The organism is Enterobacter cloacae complex sp. ECL72 (assembly GCF_019056635.1).
GTDB classification, from domain to species: Bacteria; Pseudomonadota; Gammaproteobacteria; order Enterobacterales; family Enterobacteriaceae; genus Enterobacter; species Enterobacter hormaechei_C.
Genome location: NZ_CP077659.1, coordinates 1,520,162 through 1,539,894, shown reverse-complemented (window position 1 = coordinate 1,539,894; position 19,733 = coordinate 1,520,162). Strand labels below are relative to the sequence as shown.

Here is a 19,733-nt window from a genome sequence, read left to right as displayed (position 1 = left end):
CCAGCTATGCTGGTTCCCGCAACCACTCCCGGTTCAGCGTTTCGCTGTCGCCCAGATAATCCAGCAGCCAGGCCATGGCGGGCGAGACGTCGTTTTGCTGCCACGTCAGACAGCACGCGGCATCCGGGAAGGGGTTTTCCAGCGTCAGAGCCACCCACTCTCCCGCGTCGATGCGCGGGCGCGCAAAATGCACCGGCACCATGCCAACGCACAGCCCCGCGCTCAGACAGGTGGCCGACGACTCCCAGTCCGGTGCGACCACGCGGCGCTGATTATCCAGCAGCCAGGTAATGCGCTTGGGCAACGAGCGGGAGGTATCTTCCAGCACCAGCGAGGGCCAGTTGCGTAAGGTGTCATCGCTCAGCGGACCTTCCAGCGCCGCCAGCGGGTGATCGCGCGCGACCACGCAGGTCCAGCTCAGCATGCCCATGTCGCGAAACGCGTAGCGCCCCCCAACCGGGATCGCCTGGGTTGCACCAATCGCCATCTCCGCCCTGCCGTCCGCCAGCGCATCCCAGACGCCGTTGAACACTTCCTGCGAAACACGCAGTTCGACGTCGGAAAAATGACGATAGAAATCGACGATCATCTGCCGGGTCCGCTCCGGCTTAACGATGTTATCCACCGCGATAGCGAGATGCCCGCGCCAGCCGTTGGCGATCTGCTGGCACTGCTCACGGGTGATCTGCATTTTTTTGATAACAGACCGCCCTTCCTTCAAAAACCACGCTCCGGCAGGCGTGAGCTCCACGTCGCGATGGCGCCGCTCGAACAGCGGGACCGCCAGCCACGCTTCCAGCTGGCGCACCGTATAGCTGATAGCCGAGGGAACGCGATGCAGCTCCTGGGCGGCACCGGTAAAGCTGCCGTTACGCGCCACGGCATCAACCACTTCAAGGGAATAATCTGACCACATCTTTAGCCTGCAAATTTTTTGAACGCACCCGCCAAATATTAGCGTTTCACAAGCCGCTTTGCACTCCCTACACTCTGCGCCAACGTACACCTGCCTCCTCAGGAGAAAAAAGTGCAACCCAGGAAAGGATTTTTAGTCTGGCTCGGCGGCTTAAGCGTGCTGGGCTTTTTGGCGACCGATATGTATCTGCCCGCGTTCGCCGCGATGCAGGAAGATTTGCAAACCCCTGCCGCCGCCATCAGCGCCAGTTTAAGTTTGTTCCTCGCCGGCTTTGCTTTTGCGCAATTGCTGTGGGGGCCGCTCTCGGATCGTTTTGGCCGTAAGCCCGTCCTGTTGTTGGGGCTGGCGATTTTTACCGTAGGCTGTCTGGGCATGCTGTGGGTCCGCGATGCCGCCTGGTTGCTGGCGCTGCGCTTTATTCAGGCGGTCGGTGTCTGCGCCGCAGCGGTGACCTGGCAGGCGCTGGTGACCGATTACTACCCCGCCTCGCGCACTAACCGCATATTCGCCACTATTATGCCGCTGGTCGGCCTGTCGCCGGCGCTTGCCCCGTTACTGGGCAGCTGGATCCTGGCGCATTTCGACTGGCAGGCCATTTTCGCCACGCTCTTTGCTATTACGCTGGTCCTGATGCTGCCTGCTTTCGGGCTTAAACCTGCGCATAAAAAAGAGACGCATCCGGACGCAAAGCCCATCACCTTTACCTCTTTACTGCGGTCGAAAGCCTATCGCGGTAACGTGCTGATTTATGCTGCCTGCTCTGCCAGCTTCTTTGCCTGGCTAACCGGTTCGCCGTTCATTCTGCATGACATGGGCTACAGCCCGGCGGCTATCGGCCTGAGCTATGTACCACAGACCATCGCCTTCCTGGTGGGTGGCTATGGCTGTCGCGCCGCGCTGCAAAAATGGGAAGGCCAACAGATGCTGCCCTGGCTGCTGGTTTTGTATGCGCTAAGCGTGATTGCGACCTGGGCTGTCGGCTTTATTCCCGGCGCCGGGCTTGCAGAAATTTTGATTCCGTTCTGCGTCATGGCGATCGCTAACGGGGCCATCTACCCTATTGTTGTAGCCCAGGCGTTGCGTCCATTTCCGCAGGCGACAGGCCGCGCTGCCGCGCTGCAAAATACCCTGCAACTTGGCCTGTGCTTCCTGGCAAGTCTCGTGGTCTCTGCGTTGATTGCAACCCCGCTGCTCACCACTACCAGCGTGATGCTGGTCACCGTTGCGCTGTCGGGTTTGGGCTATCGCATGCAGTCCTCAGCCCATCGCGAGCAGAGTGAAAACGCGCAGACAGAAACGTCGCACGCCTGATTGCGCGGGAAACTATGTTAAATACCAGTGATTAGGTTGCTAACAATTTTCTGTTGAATCACCAAATTTTGCGGCCTATACTAAATTTGGTTCGATTAAATACGATAAATATTAAGTGTTAACGGGAGCCGGAGCGCTCCCGTTTTACCATGGAAGGCATTTCGGCAAGGGTTATCTCCCTTCCTCTGTTCTACGTCGGATATTAGCCTCGCGGGCATTTACCGTGAGATTTCTCACAAACCAAAAAAGCGTCTACGCTGTTTTAAGGTTCTGATCACAGCAAGGTGATGGAGAAGCTATGAGTTCATCGTGTATAGAAGAAGTCAGCGTTCCGGACGATAACTGGTCCCGGATCGTCAGTGAACTGTTGGGACGTGCGGGCATTACGATTAATGGCTCATCCCCCTCCGATCCCCAGATAAAGCATCCCGATTTTTTCAAACGCGTGTTACAGGAGGGGTCGTTAGGGCTGGGTGAAAGCTATATGGACGGCTGGTGGGAGTGTGAGCGGCTGGATATGTTCTTCTCCAGCGTATTACGCGCCGGTCTTGAAAAACAGCTCCCTCGTCATTTCAAAGATACCTTACGTATTGCCTCCGCCCGCCTGTTCAATCTGCAAAGTAAAAAACGGGCGTGGATCGTCGGTAAAGAGCATTACGACCTGGGCAACGATCTGTTCAGCCGTATGCTCGATCCTTTAATGCAGTACTCCTGCGGATACTGGAAAAAAGCGACGACCCTGGAAGAGGCGCAGCAGGACAAGCTGCAACTGATCTGCGATAAATTGCAGTTACAGCCCGGTATGCGTGTGCTGGACATCGGCTGTGGCTGGGGTGGTCTTGCCTGGTTTATGGCTAAAAATTACGGCGTCAACGTAGTCGGCGTCACGATTTCGGCTGAACAGCAGAAGATGGCGCAGGAACGCTGTCTGGGTCTGGATGTTGATATTCGGCTTCAGGACTACCGCGACCTGAACGAGCAGTTCGATCGCATTGTTTCCGTAGGTATGTTCGAGCACGTGGGGCCGAAGAACTACAAGACTTACTTCGAGGTCGCCGATCGTAACCTGAAGCCTGAGGGAATTTTCCTGCTACACACCATCGGCTCTAAACGCACCGACAACAATGTGGATCCCTGGATCAACAAATATATCTTCCCGAATGGCTGTTTACCCTCTGTTCGCCAGATTGCGAACGCCAGCGAACCGCATTTTATTGTGGAAGACTGGCATAACTTCGGCGCAGATTACGACACCACCCTGATGGCCTGGCATGAACGTTTCCAGGCTGCATGGCCTGAAATCGCCGACAACTATTCGGAACGATTCAAACGGATGTTTAGCTATTATCTGAATGCCTGTGCGGGCGCGTTCCGTGCGCGGGATATACAGCTTTGGCAGGTGGTGTTTAGTCGTGGGATTGAGCACGGTTTGCGTGTGGCTCGCTGAAAAAATAACCCCGGTTAACCGGGGTTATTTTTTATTCTTCTTCCATGGTTTTAATTATCGCCGCCTCTTTCGCCGCCAGTACGCGCTCAACGGTATCCACGACCGCCTGGGTCTGGGGATCAATTTCGATATTTACGCGCTGCCCCAGTTTTTTTGCGCCAAGCGTAGTACGTTGCAGCGTTTCAGGAATTAAATGCACGCAAAAACGCGTTGGCGTCACTTCACCGACGGTCAGACTAATCCCATCGATGCCAATAAATCCTTTATAAAGGATGTATTTCATTAATGACGGATCCTGCACCTTAAACCAGATTTGACGGTTATTTTCCGAGGTCACGATTTTCGCCACTTCTGCGGTGGTCATAATATGGCCCGACATCAGATGCCCGCCAATCTCATCGCTGAATTTCGCCGCGCGTTCAACGTTAACGATATCTCCCACCACCAGCTCACCCAGGTTAGTGATACGCAGCGTCTCTTTCATTAAATCAAAGCTTATCTGGTTACCGTTAATTTCGGTCACCGTCAGGCAGCAGCCGTTATGCGCTATCGACGCCCCGGTTTCAATGCCGTCGAGCATATATTCAGGCAGCTCAACTACGTGAGTGCGGAAATTCGGTTTTTCATCAATGGACACCACTTTGGCAGTGCCCTGCACAATACCAGTAAACATGCTTACAGCTCCTGTTCATTCCGAACGGCGATGACACCGTATAATCCCACCACAATAACAGTTGAAAAAACAGGTTGCCAGTGATGCGCAATTTCTGGCGATTTTTTCACTAGATAATTAGTTAAACCCCGCTACAATAGCTGGCATCCCTCTGTTTTTTCTTCTTGCTGCCAGTAACGGCGGCCTTTTTAGTCTCTCAAATAACTACAATACAAAGGTGTTCACGTGCAGAAGTATATGATCGAAGCGCGTCAGTTATTGGCACTGGCCATACCGGTGATCGTCGCGCAGGTAGCCCAAACCGCAATGGGATTTGTGGATACGGTAATGGCCGGTGGTTACAGCGCCACCGATATGGCCGCCGTGGCGATCGGAACCTCAATCTGGCTTCCGGCCATTCTTTTTGGTCACGGCCTGCTGCTGGCGCTGACGCCCGTTATCGCGCAGCTTAACGGCTCCGGTCGACGCGACCGCGTGGCCCATCAGGTGCGCCAGGGCTTCTGGCTGGCCGGGGGTGTCTCCGTCCTGATTATGATCGTCCTGTGGAACGCCGGGTATATTATTCGCGCCATGCATAATATCGACCCGGCGCTGGCGGATAAGGCGGTCGGTTATCTGCGCGCCCTGCTCTGGGGCGCGCCCGGCTATCTGTTCTTCCAGGTGGCACGTAACCAGTGTGAAGGGCTGGCAAAAACCAAGCCGGGCATGGTGATGGGCTTTATCGGCTTGCTGGTGAACATTCCCGTGAACTATATCTTCATTTACGGTCATTTTGGCATGCCGGAACTCGGCGGCGTGGGCTGCGGCGTGGCAACGGCTGCGGTGTACTGGGTGATGTTCGGCTGTATGCTCACCTACATTAAACATGCGCGATCCATGCGTGACATTCGTAACGACACCTCGTTCAGCGCACCTGACTGGACGCTCATGACCCGTCTCATTCAGCTGGGGTTACCCATTGCGCTGGCGCTGTTCTTCGAAGTGACGCTGTTTGCCGTCGTCGCCCTGCTGGTCTCGCCGTTAGGGATTATTGATGTCGCAGGACACCAGATCGCCCTGAACTTCAGCTCTTTGATGTTCGTCCTGCCGATGTCCCTGGCTGCTGCGGTGACGATTCGCGTGGGCTTCCGTCTGGGGCAAGGCTCGACGCTGGACGCGCAAACGGCAGCCCGCACCGGCCTCGGCGTCGGCGTCTGCATGGCAGTCTGTACCGCGCTCTTTACCGTGCTGTTGCGTGAGCAAATTGCCCTGCTCTATAACGACAACCCGGAGGTAGTGACCCTGGCCTCGCATCTGATGCTGCTGGCGGCCATTTATCAGATCTCTGACTCCATCCAGGTGATTGGCAGCGGCGTGCTGCGTGGGTATAAAGATACGCGTTCCATCTTCTTCATCACCTTTATCGCTTACTGGGTGCTGGGTCTGCCGTGCGGGTACATTCTGGCGCTCACGGATCTGGTGGTGGATCGCATGGGGCCAGCCGGATTCTGGATGGGCTTTATCATCGGCTTAACGTCTGCGGCCATTATGATGATGCTGCGTATGCGCTTCCTGCAACGTCAGCCGTCTGCGGTAATTTTGCAGCGCGCTGCACGTTAATGACACAGTAGCCGCCGGCTGGCGGCTACTTTCTCTTCACTTTGCGCGGTAATGAAGCAATCGCGTGAAATCAGAGAGAAAAATGCATTTTCCCTCTTGCCACCTTGGGGCTGTGCCGCTAATATTCGTCCCCGTTGTCACCGACAACACAATGCGTTCATAGCTCAGTTGGTTAGAGCACCACCTTGACATGGTGGGGGTCGTTGGTTCGAGTCCAATTGAACGCACCATTCTGCGTCTGTAGCTCAGTTGGTTAGAGCACCACCTTGACATGGTGGGGGTCGATGGTTCGAGTCCATTCAGACGCACCAATCTTTTTTCCCGCACATTTCATTCCCGTTCAGCCTCATGCAGAGGCAGCAAACCTTTTAAGCACATCAAAAGTGACCTCCAGCCCGCGCGTGCCGCGAAAGAGCGGAATGGCATAAGCCCCATCAGGTTAGCAAAACGCCCGGCGTTTGCCGGGCGTGAAAACAACGTCAATCAATGATTACGGCTTATGTTCAATCGCCGGGTTGTTGTTGATGGCGATGCGCTGCGGTTTCTCTTCTTCCGGGATATCCTGATGTAATTCAATCGCCAGCAAGCCGTTTTCCAGCGAAGCGCCGGTTACTTTCACATGCTCCGGCAGACTATAGCTGGCCCGGAAGTCGCTGCGGCTGATACCCCGATGGATCCACCCTTCTTCGCCGTTTTCGGTTTTCTCTTCTTCACGTTTACCGCTGATATTCAGCTGACCGCCAACGGTTTCAATTTCCAGTTCGCTCTCTTTCCAGCCCGGCACGCTCAGCGTCAGTTCATAGCGGTTATCACCCACCCGCCGGATATTGTAAGAAGGCGTGGAGGGCAACGGCGTACTGCCGGTTAGCTGGCTAAAAAGGCGATCGATACGGTTAAAACGGTCCGCAAACAGAGAGTCGGAGAGATCGTTCAACATGGGAAAAGCTCTCAGAGTCATCATGTACCTCCTGAACAGTAAAAAAGAATATTCAAAAAGTTCATGTCTTACGGGCAGGTATTCCTTACCCGCTTTCTATATGAGGTTACCGCACAATATTTCAACCTCAGGAGCTGCAAAATGTAGCTGGAACCTAAAAAACGCAACGGGCCGTTAAGCCCGTTATTCGTTACATCATCGCAGTTCTATCACTCTCGCCCGCTCAGCCTGCTTTCGGTAGTGGTCATATCGCTCCCGGAACCATGCCTGCTGTTCATAACTCATATTGCCGGTCACGGCATCGACATCAACTGGCTGGCCCAGGGCGTACATACGGGCAAAACTGCGTGCCAGAAAATCAAAATTCTTTAATGCGTTTATATCTTGTCGCTTCATTAGCATATCCCTCCAGTCAATGTGATTACTGTTCAAGGTCATATGCTTTTCTGATCTCAGTATCCGCCCGAAAAAGATCGTTTTTTGAGCGATGCGTGCGCATCCATCTGCCAGTGTTCACATTTCAGGAACGACAAAACTCTTCAGCCCTGGTCATAATTTTCCCTCCCTTTTATCAATCATGCAGAAAACATAAACGCCAGCCATGCAGTAAGTTCGCCATGTAGCCGGAAGGTGCGAACGGCATGCTTTAATGCCAGACGCTGTAACAGGTCGCCCAGCGCGTTCAGGTGGGTTTCCACCTGCAAGCGTCTTATCAGTTCGAATAACAGACAAAGAACGTTTACACTGGCGGATTAATACTGATTTCCTGAACAAACGGGTAAATGGGTGAATCCGGGCTTGTTGGCCATATAGAGAAGGGCGCATGTAGGTTGCCGCGGTTGTGTATCGAACTGCGCATTGTTTTCTACAACACGCTGCTCCTGGCCTTTCACGGCTGTTTTCTTTTTCGTCTGCGCTTGCCTGGCGGAGGGGAAGGGTTTTACCTGCCGGGGCAGTTCGGAGGCACCATAACCTGAACAGAATCGCTTCGAATGGCTCAGACTTCCGTCATTGCAGACAAAACGACCATCCGATGTACAGTGTGTTATGCCATCTTTTGAGCCCGAGCAGGGCTGTCTTCCACGGGCGGCATCAGCCTGCATGTTAAAAAGTACACTGACCGTAAGATGGAGAATTCTCCTGATAAAATCAGCTGGTTCTCCTCACTGACGCTGTGCAGGTCAAGCCCGCCGGCGAAGTTACCGTACTTTTTAACCCCCATCACATACAGATAATCGTTAAACCTGGGACCAAACAGTCTTTCCTTTCAGAAATCAGGCAGAATCATATCTAATCAGCCAGGGTCAATTGAATTGACCTTCCCATAAGTTCAGGAAGGGGCGCAACATCCCCTCTTCAAAACGTCTTAATTTTTTTCCTTCATTGAATGATTTAACCTTTCTCCTGCTACGCTTATTTTATGGTTCAGAAATGCAGGAACGCTTTCGATGAAAAAAATCGCCATTATCGGCTCAGGTCCAACAGGGATTTATACCTTTTACTCACTTCTTAACAACGCAGCACCGCTTTCGATCACCGTGTTCGAAAAGGCAGACCAACCCGGTGTCGGGATGCCCTACAGCGACGAGGATAATTCCCGGCTGATGCTGGCGAACATCGCCAGTATCGAAATCCCGCCCATTTTTATTACCTATCTCGACTGGCTCAAACAGCAGAGTGCGGCCCATCTTACCCGCTATCACGTCGACAGTGAGAAACTGCACGACCGGCAATTCCTGCCGCGTATTCTGTTGGGTGAATATTTTCACGATCGGTTTCTTGCCGTCGTTGCTGAGGCGAAAAAGTCGGGCTTTCATGTCGAGGTGCACCCCAACGCAGAAGTCACGGATATTAAGGCTGATGCAGACGGTGTGGCCCTTTCAGTGAACGATGCCCCTTTCTCAAGGCGGTTTGATCTTGCGGTTGTTGCCACCGGCCACGTCTGGCCTGATGAAGATGAAACCACCCGCGCATATTTCCCAAGCCCATGGTCAGGGCTGATGGACGCGGAGGTCCGAGCCTGTGAGGTGGGGATCATGGGTACTTCCCTCAGCGGCCTGGACGCTGCAATGGCGGTTGTGATGCAGCATGGCCGGTTTAGCGGGGAGCAGTTCGTTGTCAATAAAGGCAGCGAAGGGCTAAAAATCACGCTGATGTCCCGCACGGGCGTTCTGCCGGAGGCCGACTTTTACTGCCCTATCCCTTATGAACCGCTGTCCGTGTTAACGGAGTCTGTGGCGGAAAGTGAAATCGCCAAAGGCCCGGACGGGCTGCTTGACCGCATCTTTGCGCTGATGGTGAAAGAGCTCGAGCTGGCCGATCCGCGCTGGTGCCAGGCGATATCGCTCGTTACGCTGAATGCCGACACGCTTCGTGATGTCTGGTTTGAGGATCGTAAAAAGCATGGCCCTTTCACCTGGGCCGAAGCGAATCTGAAAGAAGTGGAGCGCAACAAGCGCGAAAAACGCACCGTTGCCTGGCGCTATACCGTGCTTCGTCTGCATGAAGTGGTTCAGGCCATCGTCCCTTCACTCAATGAGCGTGACAGAGAGCGGTTTAAATCCGGGCTGGAGCGTGTGTTTATCGATAATTATGCCGCCATTCCACCGCAGTCTATCCGCCGTTTACTGGCGCTGCGCGAGGCAGGGATCATTAGCGTGGTCGCACTCGGTGATAATTACGACCTGGATATCGGCAGCGATCAGACCGTCATCACCACGGCAGAAAAGCGTTACCGCTTCGACGTGTTTATTGATGCGCGCGGGCAAAAGCCACTCAGAAACAAGGACATTCCCTTCCCCACCCTGCGTAAACAGCTTGCGGAAACCGGCGATGACGTCCCGGACGTGGGGGAAGACTATACGTTGCTGGCGCCTGCATCACTGAGGGGGCGCATCGCTTTTGGGGCGATCCCCTGGCTGATGCACGATCATCCCTTTGTTCAGGGTTTGTCTGAGTGCGCTGAAATTGGTAAAGCGATGGCGAAAGCGGCTGGAAAACCTGCGTCGGGCGTGCGAAGGAAGTTACCATTCATGGAATTTTAACAGAGCTTCCCTGCCCTGCGGGGTCGGGTTACTCGAAGAAGACGTCCGGGTTTTCCGACAGCGACACGAACGATTTAGTGTTCTTGTCCAGGGCAAGGATTTTGCCGCTTTCGATGTCATATACCCAGCCGTGCAGGCGAATGGCGTTGTTGCGCAGGCCTACCGCCACCGACGGATGGGTCTTGATATTGCTCAGCTGCGCAAAGACGTTCTCCTGCACCATCGCATTCACCTTATCGATTGGCTTATCCCATGTTTTCTTCTCAACCACCGCTTTTGCCGCATCAGAATAGCGCAGCCAGTGGGAAACGGCCGGCATCGGCTCCAGATCGGCGTTGTCAGCAATCGCCTTCATTGCGCCGCAGTTGGAGTGGCCGCAAATAACGATATCGGTCACGCCCAGGGCAACAACAGCATATTCGATGGTCGCAGAGACACCGCCAGGCTCCGGCCCGAACGGTGGCACAATGTTGCCCGCGTTTCGAATGACAAAGAGCTGTCCTGGCTCCTGTTGCGTAACCAGTTCCGGAACCAGACGGCTGTCGGAGCAGGAGATGAACAGCGCTTTGGGATTCTGACTGGACGCTAAACTACGAAAAAGCTCTTTACGTTGCGGGAAAATCTCTTTTTGAAAGCTGAGAAAACCTTCAATGATATGTTGCATAGCCATTTCTCTTTTATCTGTTTTAGTTTAGGTATGATCGCGATCACACTCGTAAAATTTAACCACCGCACCTTAGCGGAGACAAGCAATATATTTCTGGCCCGACCGCTGCACGATCTCATCCGCGTTCGCCGGGATGTTCTGCCCTTCAAAGGCCCCGTACAGGCGCTGGTACGTTTTCCCTGTCAGTCGACCGATCATCGACTCAACGGTGCGGGCAGGCAGCGGCAGCATATTCGGATAACTCCACATAAACGACACGGCGTCCTGACCGGGCGTAACCTGCAAAATATCACCGGCCAGCAGCACGCCGTCGCCTGACTGCCAGTGCAGCACCGTGCCGCCTGCAAAATGCCCGCCCAGCCGCAGAAGAGTCACCAAAGGCATAATCTCCAGGGCGTCCTCCTCCCAGAAGCGTATCGCCGGGCTGTCACGCATCACCCACTGCCGATCGCTGGCGTGCAGGTAGATCGGTGCGTTAAACGCCGCGGCCCACTCCTGCATGGTGGTGTAGTAATGCGGGTGCGAAATCGCGATCGCGCTGATCCCCCCGAGCGCGTCAACTAACGCTCTGGTCGCCGGGTCAAGATTGGCGATGCAGTCCCACAGAACATTGCCCTGTGGCGTACGCAGCAGAAGCGCCCGCTGGTTGATGGCAAAAGAGGGAACAGTTTTGATGCTGAACAGCTGCGGCTCCAGCTGTTGCCATTTGTTGGTGTGCGTGGTCGTAAGGCTGTCGAAGTCCGTCCATGCCTGGCCCGTCACCGGGACATACTGGCGCTCATCGTCGCAAATCGGGCAGTTTTTGGGCTGTTCATCGTAAGCGGTACCGCAGGTTTTACAGAGTGTAATCATCGGCTTTCCTCAGCAATAAAGCACTGAGTATGGCAGGGATTATCCATATGTGCTGAGGGGTGCCTGGCCCGCTTTTTTTGACTTATACTGTGCCAGTATCAAAAACTGAATAACGCAGGTGGCACATGGAAATTGATCTCGATAACTTAGTCTTCAACGGGCTGGATGAAGCAGAAGAGCGCAACGCGGAACGTCTCGACGATGCGGATAAAAAGGCCCAGGCGATTGTCGCCGATGACGACTGCGGCGATGCCTGCAAGATCTGAAGAAAAAGCACCGGGCTCCCCGGTGCTTTTTTTTTATGAATGCCTTTTGCTACCCGCTATCAGATCTCCGGCGTTTTGCTAAACCCGGTCAGCATCAGGATCAGGCTTTGGGGAGATGACCCCGTCTCAAACTGATAGTGATTTCCCTGACGATCGCCGCCGATATACCACGAAATGTCGGTTTTCCCTTCTGCCAGCGCCTTGCGCACCGCTTTATCCACGTCCACCATCCGGTATTCGCGGGAGTGGTTCAGGTACAGCACCGCATCCGAGCGATAGTTGCAGGACGGTCGTGACTGCCAGCTCACGGTGGCCGGTTCCCAGTCGTTACTCGCCGGATAGAAGAAGATTTGATCCGCGCCGTCAGTTTCCACTTTCCCGCCATAAATTCTCACGCGGTATTTAAACTGGGCAGGATCCTGTCCGACAGGCAGCGGAGGGATATTGAACTTCACCAGCGACAATGTTTCGCTGTTTTTCGTGCGTCCACCGTTCTTCCAGTTATCCTGCACCAGTAAGACCTGGGGATCGGGCTGTGAAAGTGCCGGTTCCATGCTGCTGAGCCAGACGTTAGCCTTCGCTTTTGAATAACCATACGGCACGGTGGTGCCGCAATCCATTCCCCGGTTCATGCACAGGTCGGTCATAAATCGCGCGGCATCTTCCGTCCAGCCGTTCATGAAGTCAGCATGCGCCGTATACAGGCTCCCCCACCGCTCTTCACGCTCACTACCATGCATGATGGGGTCGAGGGAAAGCTGGACTTTACTGGTATCCAGAGAGCTAATTGTCGGGAGCACGTACGCAATATTCATGTTCACCGTCGGGATCTTCACCGGGAAGGCGGACGGACACTGTCCTTTCGTATCGTAGGTGGCGTTAGCCAGGCCGTGGGCGGGCTTCAGCTTGACCCCGTCCCAGCAGTTCGGGAACTGAATGCCGATATTAAACTGCACGGCATCCTTCGCCTTGCGTAAGCCGCAGACTTCACCCGTTCTGGTGGTGTAGCCCTTGCCATTGGCGCATAAAAAGGTGATATGCGGATTTGGCGCGGTGCCATGATGATCGCCCGCCAGCAGCGACAGCCCCGGCGGAAACGGATGAAGCGGCCAGGCGTCAACGTTCGATGCCTGAGAATAGGTTTTTTGATAGGCGGGTTTGACTACCGTTCCGTCCGGCAATTTTAGCGACGGAGCCCAGTAGGCCGAGCTGTCTGCTTTGTTATCGCAGGTGGTCTTTTCCTGGGTACGCAGAGATTCACGGCTGGAGTAAGCATCCGCGTGCACGTTACCAAAAAAATCGTGCAGCATAGCCTCATTGGGCATGCCGAACATCATAATGGCATCATCGCCGAGGGTGTGGGAATAACTGCATACAACATGCGCCTGTGGACCAGCGTGTACCGCCTGCATGGTAAGCAGAAGTGCAGAGGCAGAAAGCGCGGGGGTTAATACTGTCCGTTTCATTATTATCTCCATCTGTGAAAGGAGATAGTGGTAACAAAACGGCCATCATTTACCGAGGATTTGCCTGGGTATTTTTCCCTTCATCCTCGCTTTACAGACACCACGCACAGCTCATTCCAGTACATTTCGCGCGTCCGGCGCAGTTCAGCGTGACGTTTTATCATGGAACCACTCCGGGTCGATGTTGGCTACGTCCACGCCATACAGGCTGGCGACAGGTAGTATTGACTCAAGAACACGTTGCGCGCTGTTCTCCGCATTCATTGGTCGGGGCGCAAATAACCGCCGTAACGTGCTTATCCATTTTTTCATCGTCATTACCCTTCTCGCTTAACCTGTCCTCAGTTAAACACCCAAATTGCGCCCGGGGGAAATATCAAAATCCACTGTCGATGTGCAGGATCTGCAAATAGCGCCCCGCCGTCTGCTCTCTTCTTTAACACCTTGTTCACTCATGCTTTTTTTCTCATAGCAAAGAACGATTTCTTATTTGGCGATAGCTTTCCCTTATGGGAGCGTAACGGGGTAAAACAAAAACAACGGGATGGCGTATGACTATGGCTGCAAAAATGAAAGGGTTTAAAAAACGGGCGCAGGTTCTGGGATTAGTGGCAGCCTGGGGCCTGGTTTCAGCGCAGGCGCAGGCCGATCGGCTGGCGGATATCAAGGCAGCAGGCGTGGTGAAAGTGGCCACGTTTGATGCCAATCCACCCTTTGGCTCGATTGATGCCAAAACGCATGAGATCGTGGGTTACGACGTGGACTTCGCCAAAGCGCTGGCGAAATCGCTCGGCGTCAAGCTTGAACTGGTCGCCACTAATCCGGCTAACCGTATACCGCTGCTACAGTCCGGAAAAGCGGATCTCATCGTGGCGGATATCACGATCACTCCGGAACGCGCACAGGTCATTGATTTCTCAACGCCTTACTTTGTCACCGGCCAGCAGTTCCTGGTTCCGGCAAAATCACCGGACAAGCTTGATGACTATAGCCGGGCACGCATTGGCGCCGTAAAAGGTACGACGGGTGAACAGGCGCTGCACCAGCGTTTTCCGCAGTCCCGCGTCCTCTCTTACGATGATATCCCGCTGGCGCTGACGGCACTGCGCAATGGCAACGTGCAGGCCATTACCCAGGACAGCACCATTCTGGCCGGTCTGCTGGCGCAGGCGCCGGATAAAGCCGACTTCAAAATCCTGCCCGACCTGCTCAGTAAAGAAGAGATTGGCGTGGGGGTGAAAAAGGGTGAAACGGCGCTGCTGAAAGCCGTTAACGATGAGCTGGTAACCCTGGAGAAAAACGGCCAGGCGGCAAAAATCTATGACGTCTGGTTCGGTCCAGGCACCCCAGCTCCACAGCCTCGTAACTTTAAAATAGAAGCCCGGTAATATGCTCTCAGGTTTATTTTCACGCTCCGCGGCCAATGCCGCGGATTTTTCACGTCTGGAACAGGCCAGCGTTGAGTTTCGCCATGTGGACAAACGCTACGGCGACCATCCGGTTTTAACCGACATTAACCTCACCATCATGCCGGGTGAAGTGGTTGCCATTCTCGGCCCTTCGGGTTCCGGAAAATCGACCCTGATTCGGCTTATCAACCAGCTTGAGAGCCTGAGCGGCGGGGAGATTCTGATCGACCACAAGCCGACCGGACAGCTTTCCGGCAGCAGGCTACGTCAGTTACGCAGCCGCGTCGGGTTTGTGTTCCAGCAGTTCAATCTCTATGCCCACCTTACCGCCAGTCAGAACATCACCCTGGCACTGGAGCACGTTCACGGCTGGAAACCCCTGCCCGCCCAGGAGCGCGCGCTGGCGCTGCTGGAGAAGGTCGGCATGCTGGAGAAGGCGCACCGCTTCCCCGCTGAACTTTCCGGCGGACAGCAGCAGCGCGTGGCGATTGCCCGTGCTCTGGCCTCGTCGCCGCAAATCATTCTCTTTGACGAGCCGACGTCGGCACTCGACCCGGAAATGATTGGCGAAGTGCTGTTTGTGATGAAAACCCTCGCCCACAGCGGGATCACTATGATTGTCGTTACCCATGAGATGCAGTTCGCCCGGGAAATTGCCGATCGAATCGTCTTTATCGACGGCGGAAAAATTCTGGAAACCGCGCCCCCGGCGCAATTTTTCAATCAACCGTCGCATCCCCGTGCGAGGCGTTTCCTGCAAAAAGTGCTGGATCCGCTGCATCAGGAGCAACTGTAATGCCCGCTCTGGACTGGCAGGGGGTGCTGGCCGGACAGCCCCTGCACTGGATCCTTTCCGGATTTCTCACCACTCTGTGGGTGACGCTGGCGGGGATTATGCTGGCCAGCCTGCTCGCCTTGTTCTTTATGCTTTTGCGGCTTTCCGGGGGACGTTTCGGGACATTGATCGTCAGCTGCTGGGTATCGCTGTTTCGCAATACGCCGCTGCTGGTACAGCTGCTGTTCTGGTATTTCGCCGCCTGGAACGGGTTGCCGCAGGGGCTGCGTGACGCGGTGAACGCAGACCACAGCTGGTCCATTTTGCCCGGTGACGTCTGGTGGTTTACGCCCGAGTTTTTATGCTCCGCCTGGGGGTTAGGCGTCTTTACCTCGGCGTTTTTAATCGAAGAAGTGGAATCGGGGCTGCGTTCCGTGCCTGCCGGGCAACGGGAGGCGGCGCTCGCCCAGGGATTTTCCTCATGGCGTCTGTTTCGCTACATTCTTCTGCCTCAGGGGCTTGCTAACGCCTGGCAGCCCGTCGTTGGCCAGTACCTTAACCTGATGAAGCTCTCCTCGCTCGCGAGCGGGATTGGCTTCGCCGAACTGACCTACCAGGTCCGCCAGATAGAAAGTTACAACGCCCATGCACTGGAAGCCTTCACCTTCGGTACGGTGCTCTACTTGCTTACCGGGATGGTGACGGGAAGCGTGCTGGTGCGCCTCGGCCCCCATTCAGGGAGGAAAAATCATGATCCCCGGATTTAACGTTATTGTCGAAAACCTGGATTATCTGCTTTGGGGACGTGCGGCTGCGGGAGAACCCGGCGGCGTACTGCTCTCACTGCTGATGGCCGCAGGCGCCGCCGCGCTTGCCCTGCCCGGCGGGATTGTGCTGGCTTGCGTCGCCTGGCGCTATCCCGGCGTGGTGCGCAGTGCGCTGTTTGCATGGGCAGAGTTGATTCGCGGGATCCCCCTGATCTTCGTGATATTCTGGATGTGGTATCTGCTGCCACTGATAACCGGCAGGGATCTCCCGGGCGCGACGACCGTCACGCTGGCGCTGGCCTGGTTTACCGCGGCTGCGGTGATGCATTCGGTGTTAGCCGGACTGAGAGCCCTGCCGTCGGGCCAGAATGAGGCCGCGCTTTCTCAAGGGTTCAGTACGCAGCAAACGCTGTGGCGCGTGCTGCTGCCGCAGGCGCTGAGAAATATTCTGCCGTCGCTGGTGGGGATTTTTATCAGCCTGCTGAAGGATACGTCGCTGGCGTTTATCGTGAACGTTCCTGAACTGACCACGGTGGCGGGACAGATCAACAACCGGGTGCAAATTTACCCGGCGGCCATTTTTATCTTCACGGGTGTGATCTATTACCTGCTCTGCTGCTCGCTTGAGCTGCTCGCGAAGCGCTGGCGAGTTAGCCGGCCAGCGCTTTAACCACCGTTTCCATCGCTTTGGTGGTCAACTCACTGCGCTTAACGCGCTGGTTCGCCAGCGCGGTACGCAGAACGCCCGCAATGACAATATGTTTCGGCTCCTGCCCTAAATCACGCATTTCGAGAACGACCTTGCCTACCACCCGACACATCTCCTGGTACAGCGCTTCGTCTTTGGTCACATTGCCCATTGCCATCACTCCGTTGCCCTAAACCGTCAGCTTAAATCATTCGTCGGCTGGATACAAAAAAGAAGCCCGGCGTGTAGTTCGCCGGGCTTCGTCTGGAAAATCAGGAGATTAGTTGTTTACCGGGATGACTGCGCCTTTGTATTTGGTGCGGATCCAGTCCTGAATCTCTTTGGAGTGCAGCACGTTCACCAGCGCGACGATATCCTTCTTCTTCTCGTCACCGCGATGAACGGTAATGATGTTGGCGTACGGGTTATTCTCACCGCTTTCAACCGCAATGGGATCGTGCACCGGATCCAGACCGGCATCAATTGCGTAGTTGGCGTTGATCACCACCGCAGCACCTTCGTCGTTGTTGTACATCTGCGGTAGCAGAGATGCCTCAACGTTAGGGGTGAATTGCAGCTTTTTCGGGTTCTCCACGATATCGCTGATGCGCGCGGTCACTTTATCGATGCCTGGCTTCAGCTTGATCACGCCCTCTTTTTCGAAGATGGAGAGAATACGCCCTTCCTCGGACACCGCATCACGCATGATGATTTTGCCGCCTTCCGGCAGATCCTTCAGCGATTTGTATTTTTTCGAATAGATACCGATCGGCTCAATGTGGATTGCGCCCGCACTGACAAAATCATAATCCTTATCGCCCGCGTGATCTTTCAGGACGCTGTTCAGGTAAGGGATGTGCTGGAAATAGTTGGCGTCAATGTCATGCCCCGCCAGCGCCGTGTTTGGCAGAATGTAGTCCTGGAATGGTTTAATCTCCAGATCGATCCCCTGCTTCGCCAGAATCGGCTTAGCCTGCTCCAGAATTTCCGCGTGCGGGGTGTTGGACGCCCCCACGGTGAGCGTGTCCGCCCAGGAGGCAAAGCTCAGGGCACTCAGGGTTGCGGCGGCGATCAGTGTCAGTGTCTTTTTCATGATGTGGTTCCTGTGTGTATTTATTAGCGTTTATCTAACAGTGAAGTAATGGCATCGCCGCAGAACTGGATAATGAACACGATGATCAGAATGGTCACCGTTGCCACCAGCGTGACGTCACCATGGTTGCGCTGGAATCCTTCCAGATAAGCCAGATTTCCCAAACCGCCGGCACCTATCACCCCTGCCATTGCGCTGTAGCTCACCAGCGCAATCAGCGTCACCGTCATACCTGAAACCAGTGCGGGTGAAGATTCCGGCAATAAAACCCGAAACACTAACGTGCTCAGCCGCGCGCCCATCGAACGCGTGGCCTCAATGACTCCTTTGTCTACTTCTCGCAAGGCAATCTCGACCAGACGGGCGTAGAACGGCGCCGCGCCCACAATCAGGGCGGGCAGCGCAGCGTTAGCGCCGAGAATGGTCCCCACAACGGTCTTGGTGAACGGGATCAGCAGAACGATGAGAATGATGAACGGAATCGAGCGGAACACGTTCACCACAATCGACATCACGCTGTAGACCGTGCGGTTGTGGAATAACCCGCCGCGGGCGGTTAAAAACAGCGCCAGACCGAGCGCGATCCCCAGGACAAACGTCGCCACGCCGGAAAGCGCGGTCATGTAAAGCGTCTCCTGGGTTGCAGCCCAAAGCTGATCCCACTTCAGGTGCGGAAAGAGTTCTTCAGCCATGCTTGATTACCTCGCCTTCAATATCGCTTTGCTTCAGGTCGGCGAGGATATTGTTCAGTTGTTCGTCCGATGCCACCACGTGCACCCAGAGCTGCCCGAAAACACCGTGGGCGGTTTGCGTCATTTTGCCGTGCAGGATGTTAAACGGCAGGCCGTAGCGCAGGGTCAGTTCACCGACGATCGGCCTGTGCGTGCTGTGCCCGGTGAAGGTCAGCCTGATCACCGTGCCTTCCAGATCGTTTGCCAGTTCGGTATTGAAGGTCTCTTCCTCCGCGTACTGGCTCACCTGGCGGACAAACTGCCGGGTGATCGGCTGCTGCGGATGCGTAAACACGCTCAGCACGTCCCCCTCTTCCACCACCTTGCCGTTTTCCATCACCGCCACGCGGTCGCAGATTTTGCGCACCACGTGCATCTCATGCGTAATGAGTACGATGGTCAGGTTAAAGCGACGGTTAATGTCCAGGAGCAGATCGAGGATCTGATCGGTGGTCTGCGGATCCAGCGCCGAGGTGGCTTCGTCACACAGCAGTACGTCCGGATGATTGGCCAGCGCGCGGGCAATGCCCACACGTTGTTTTTGCCCGCCGCTCAGCTGGGATGGGTAGGCATTCTCGCGCCCCTTCAGGCCGACCAGCTCCACCAGCTCGGCAACGCGAGCCTGAATTTGCGCTTTTGGCACACCGGCAATTTGCATTGAAAAGGCGATATTTTCCTTCACCGTGCGCGACCAAAGCAGGTTAAAGTGCTGGAACACCATGCTGATTTTCAGGCGTGCCTGACGCAGCGCTTCTCCCTTCGCGGCGGAGATATCCTGACCGTTAATGGTGACGCTGCCGGCGCTGGGCTTTTCCAGACCGTTCAGCAGACGGATCAGCGTACTTTTCCCGGCCCCGCTGTAACCGATGATCCCGTAAATCTGTCCCTGTTCTATCGTCAGGTTGACGTTATCTACGGCTGTCAGCGCCTGTTTCCCGTTGTCAAAAACCTTCGAAATATTGCTGAGTACAATCATTCTTATTCGTTATCCGTTTCGCATATAGCGGTTTAGCAGTATGGATGTCCAAAAGATAGTAAACAGCCGTTATCAGCTTTTAAATGACCAAAAAAGAATTTCTTATAATGCTCAGG

At 54.9% G+C, this 19,733-nt stretch carries 22 protein-coding genes and 2 tRNA genes; 11 read left to right on the top strand and 13 right to left on the bottom strand.

Annotation, left to right across the window (positions count from 1 at the left end):
- Window positions 1-4 precede the first annotated feature (4 nt).
- Window positions 5-916, bottom strand: a complete 912-nt coding sequence (gene punR / locus KTH07_RS07475) for a DNA-binding transcriptional activator PunR (protein ID WP_003857638.1) — start codon at window positions 914-916, stop codon at window positions 5-7.
- A 111-nt stretch (window positions 917-1,027) separates the two neighbouring features.
- Here punR and punC point away from each other — a divergent pair, with 111 nt between their 5' ends.
- Window positions 1,028-2,227: a purine nucleoside transporter PunC gene (gene punC, locus KTH07_RS07470; protein WP_063161994.1), complete on the top strand. Its 1,200-nt coding sequence runs from the start codon at window positions 1,028-1,030 to the stop codon at window positions 2,225-2,227.
- 298 nt (window positions 2,228-2,525) lie between these two features.
- Entirely contained in the window at window positions 2,526-3,674 is a 1,149-nt protein-coding gene (gene cfa / locus KTH07_RS07465) for a cyclopropane fatty acyl phospholipid synthase (protein ID WP_032619791.1), read from the top strand.
- Window positions 3,675-3,705: 31 nt separating this feature from the next.
- Here cfa and KTH07_RS07460 read toward each other — a convergent pair whose 3' ends face one another.
- Window positions 3,706-4,347, bottom strand: a complete 642-nt coding sequence (locus KTH07_RS07460) for a riboflavin synthase (RefSeq protein ID WP_015570688.1) — start codon at window positions 4,345-4,347, stop codon at window positions 3,706-3,708.
- Window positions 4,348-4,572: 225 nt separating this feature from the next.
- Between KTH07_RS07460 and mdtK the strand changes: the two genes are divergently transcribed.
- The 3 genes from mdtK to KTH07_RS07445 all read left to right on the top strand — a co-directional run bounded on the left by mdtK (window position 4,573) and on the right by KTH07_RS07445 (window position 6,257).
- On the top strand, window positions 4,573-5,946 hold the full coding sequence (gene mdtK, locus KTH07_RS07455) for an MdtK family multidrug efflux MATE transporter (protein ID WP_017384611.1): 1,374 nt from the start codon (window positions 4,573-4,575) through the stop codon (window positions 5,944-5,946).
- Between the two features lie 153 nt (window positions 5,947-6,099).
- Window positions 6,100-6,176 (top strand) — tRNA-Val (locus KTH07_RS07450).
- A gap of 4 nt (window positions 6,177-6,180) precedes the next feature.
- Window positions 6,181-6,257: transfer RNA gene (locus KTH07_RS07445), tRNA-Val, on the top strand.
- A 179-nt stretch (window positions 6,258-6,436) separates the two neighbouring features.
- Here the strand turns inward: KTH07_RS07445 and KTH07_RS07440 are convergent.
- The 3 genes from KTH07_RS07440 to KTH07_RS23525 form a co-directional block, all read right to left on the bottom strand.
- Window positions 6,437-6,907, bottom strand: a complete 471-nt coding sequence (locus tag KTH07_RS07440; RefSeq protein ID WP_026080712.1) for an Hsp20 family protein — start codon at window positions 6,905-6,907, stop codon at window positions 6,437-6,439.
- 171 nt (window positions 6,908-7,078) lie between these two features.
- Window positions 7,079-7,279, bottom strand: coding sequence for a cell surface composition regulator GlgS (gene glgS, locus KTH07_RS07435; RefSeq protein ID WP_023303558.1), 201 nt, complete (start codon window positions 7,277-7,279; stop codon window positions 7,079-7,081).
- A 179-nt stretch (window positions 7,280-7,458) separates the two neighbouring features.
- Window positions 7,459-7,581 (bottom strand): hypothetical protein, encoded by a 123-nt coding sequence (locus tag KTH07_RS23525; protein ID WP_254909560.1) that lies wholly within the window; start codon window positions 7,579-7,581, stop codon window positions 7,459-7,461.
- A 750-nt stretch (window positions 7,582-8,331) separates the two neighbouring features.
- Here KTH07_RS23525 and KTH07_RS07430 point away from each other — a divergent pair.
- Window positions 8,332-9,927: an FAD-NAD(P)-binding protein gene (locus KTH07_RS07430; RefSeq protein ID WP_023303557.1), complete on the top strand. Its 1,596-nt coding sequence runs from the start codon at window positions 8,332-8,334 to the stop codon at window positions 9,925-9,927.
- Between the two features lie 28 nt (window positions 9,928-9,955).
- Here KTH07_RS07430 and KTH07_RS07425 read toward each other — a convergent pair whose 3' ends face one another.
- Both KTH07_RS07425 and KTH07_RS07420 read right to left on the bottom strand, forming a co-directional pair.
- The gene (locus KTH07_RS07425; protein WP_015570694.1) at window positions 9,956-10,591 is read right to left on the bottom strand and encodes a carbonic anhydrase; all 636 of its coding nucleotides are present in this window, start codon (window positions 10,589-10,591) and stop codon (window positions 9,956-9,958) included.
- 72 nt (window positions 10,592-10,663) lie between these two features.
- Window positions 10,664-11,446, bottom strand: coding sequence for an MBL fold metallo-hydrolase (locus KTH07_RS07420; RefSeq protein WP_032619793.1), 783 nt, complete (start codon window positions 11,444-11,446; stop codon window positions 10,664-10,666).
- 125 nt (window positions 11,447-11,571) lie between these two features.
- Here KTH07_RS07420 and KTH07_RS07415 point away from each other — a divergent pair, with 125 nt between their 5' ends.
- Window positions 11,572-11,712, top strand: coding sequence for a hypothetical protein (locus tag KTH07_RS07415; protein ID WP_003857665.1), 141 nt, complete (start codon window positions 11,572-11,574; stop codon window positions 11,710-11,712).
- 59 nt (window positions 11,713-11,771) lie between these two features.
- Here the strand turns inward: KTH07_RS07415 and KTH07_RS07410 are convergent, their stop codons facing one another.
- Both KTH07_RS07410 and KTH07_RS07405 read right to left on the bottom strand, forming a co-directional pair.
- Window positions 11,772-13,178, bottom strand: coding sequence for a DUF1996 domain-containing protein (locus tag KTH07_RS07410; protein WP_217310904.1), 1,407 nt, complete (start codon window positions 13,176-13,178; stop codon window positions 11,772-11,774).
- Window positions 13,179-13,322: 144 nt separating this feature from the next.
- Window positions 13,323-13,490: a hypothetical protein gene (locus KTH07_RS07405; protein ID WP_032619795.1), complete on the bottom strand. Its 168-nt coding sequence runs from the start codon at window positions 13,488-13,490 to the stop codon at window positions 13,323-13,325.
- 245 nt (window positions 13,491-13,735) lie between these two features.
- On the opposite strand from KTH07_RS07405, the gene KTH07_RS07400 reads away from it, so the two are divergent.
- Genes KTH07_RS07400 through KTH07_RS07385 form a run of 4 tightly spaced genes read left to right on the top strand, consistent with a single transcriptional unit; the run spans window position 13,736 to window position 16,799 of the window.
- Window positions 13,736-14,566 (top strand): ABC transporter substrate-binding protein, encoded by an 831-nt coding sequence (locus tag KTH07_RS07400; protein ID WP_044488997.1) that lies wholly within the window; start codon window positions 13,736-13,738, stop codon window positions 14,564-14,566.
- Between the two features lies 1 nt (window position 14,567).
- Entirely contained in the window at window positions 14,568-15,383 is an 816-nt protein-coding gene (locus KTH07_RS07395; protein ID WP_015570698.1) for an amino acid ABC transporter ATP-binding protein, read from the top strand.
- Window positions 15,383-16,129, top strand: a complete 747-nt coding sequence (locus tag KTH07_RS07390; protein WP_023303553.1) for an amino acid ABC transporter permease — start codon at window positions 15,383-15,385, stop codon at window positions 16,127-16,129. Before KTH07_RS07395 ends, KTH07_RS07390 begins: the two co-directional genes overlap by 1 nt.
- A complete protein-coding gene (locus tag KTH07_RS07385; RefSeq protein WP_015570700.1) occupies window positions 16,113-16,799 on the top strand; it encodes an amino acid ABC transporter permease in 687 nt (228 codons plus the stop codon). The genes KTH07_RS07390 and KTH07_RS07385 overlap by 17 nt, the downstream gene beginning before the upstream one ends.
- Here KTH07_RS07385 and fumD read toward each other — a convergent pair.
- The 4 genes from fumD to KTH07_RS07365 all read right to left on the bottom strand — a co-directional run bounded on the left by fumD (window position 16,780) and on the right by KTH07_RS07365 (window position 19,617).
- A complete protein-coding gene (gene fumD, locus KTH07_RS07380) occupies window positions 16,780-16,989 on the bottom strand; it encodes a fumarate hydratase FumD (protein WP_003857676.1) in 210 nt (69 codons plus the stop codon). The genes KTH07_RS07385 and fumD overlap by 20 nt on opposite strands.
- 108 nt (window positions 16,990-17,097) lie before the next feature.
- Entirely contained in the window at window positions 17,098-17,910 is an 813-nt protein-coding gene (locus tag KTH07_RS07375) for a MetQ/NlpA family ABC transporter substrate-binding protein (RefSeq protein WP_003857677.1), read from the bottom strand.
- A 23-nt stretch (window positions 17,911-17,933) separates the two neighbouring features.
- A complete protein-coding gene (locus KTH07_RS07370) occupies window positions 17,934-18,602 on the bottom strand; it encodes a methionine ABC transporter permease (RefSeq protein WP_017384621.1) in 669 nt (222 codons plus the stop codon).
- A complete protein-coding gene (locus KTH07_RS07365; RefSeq protein ID WP_017384622.1) occupies window positions 18,595-19,617 on the bottom strand; it encodes a methionine ABC transporter ATP-binding protein in 1,023 nt (340 codons plus the stop codon). Before KTH07_RS07365 ends, KTH07_RS07370 begins: the two co-directional genes overlap by 8 nt.
- Window positions 19,618-19,733: the final 116 nt, after the last annotated feature.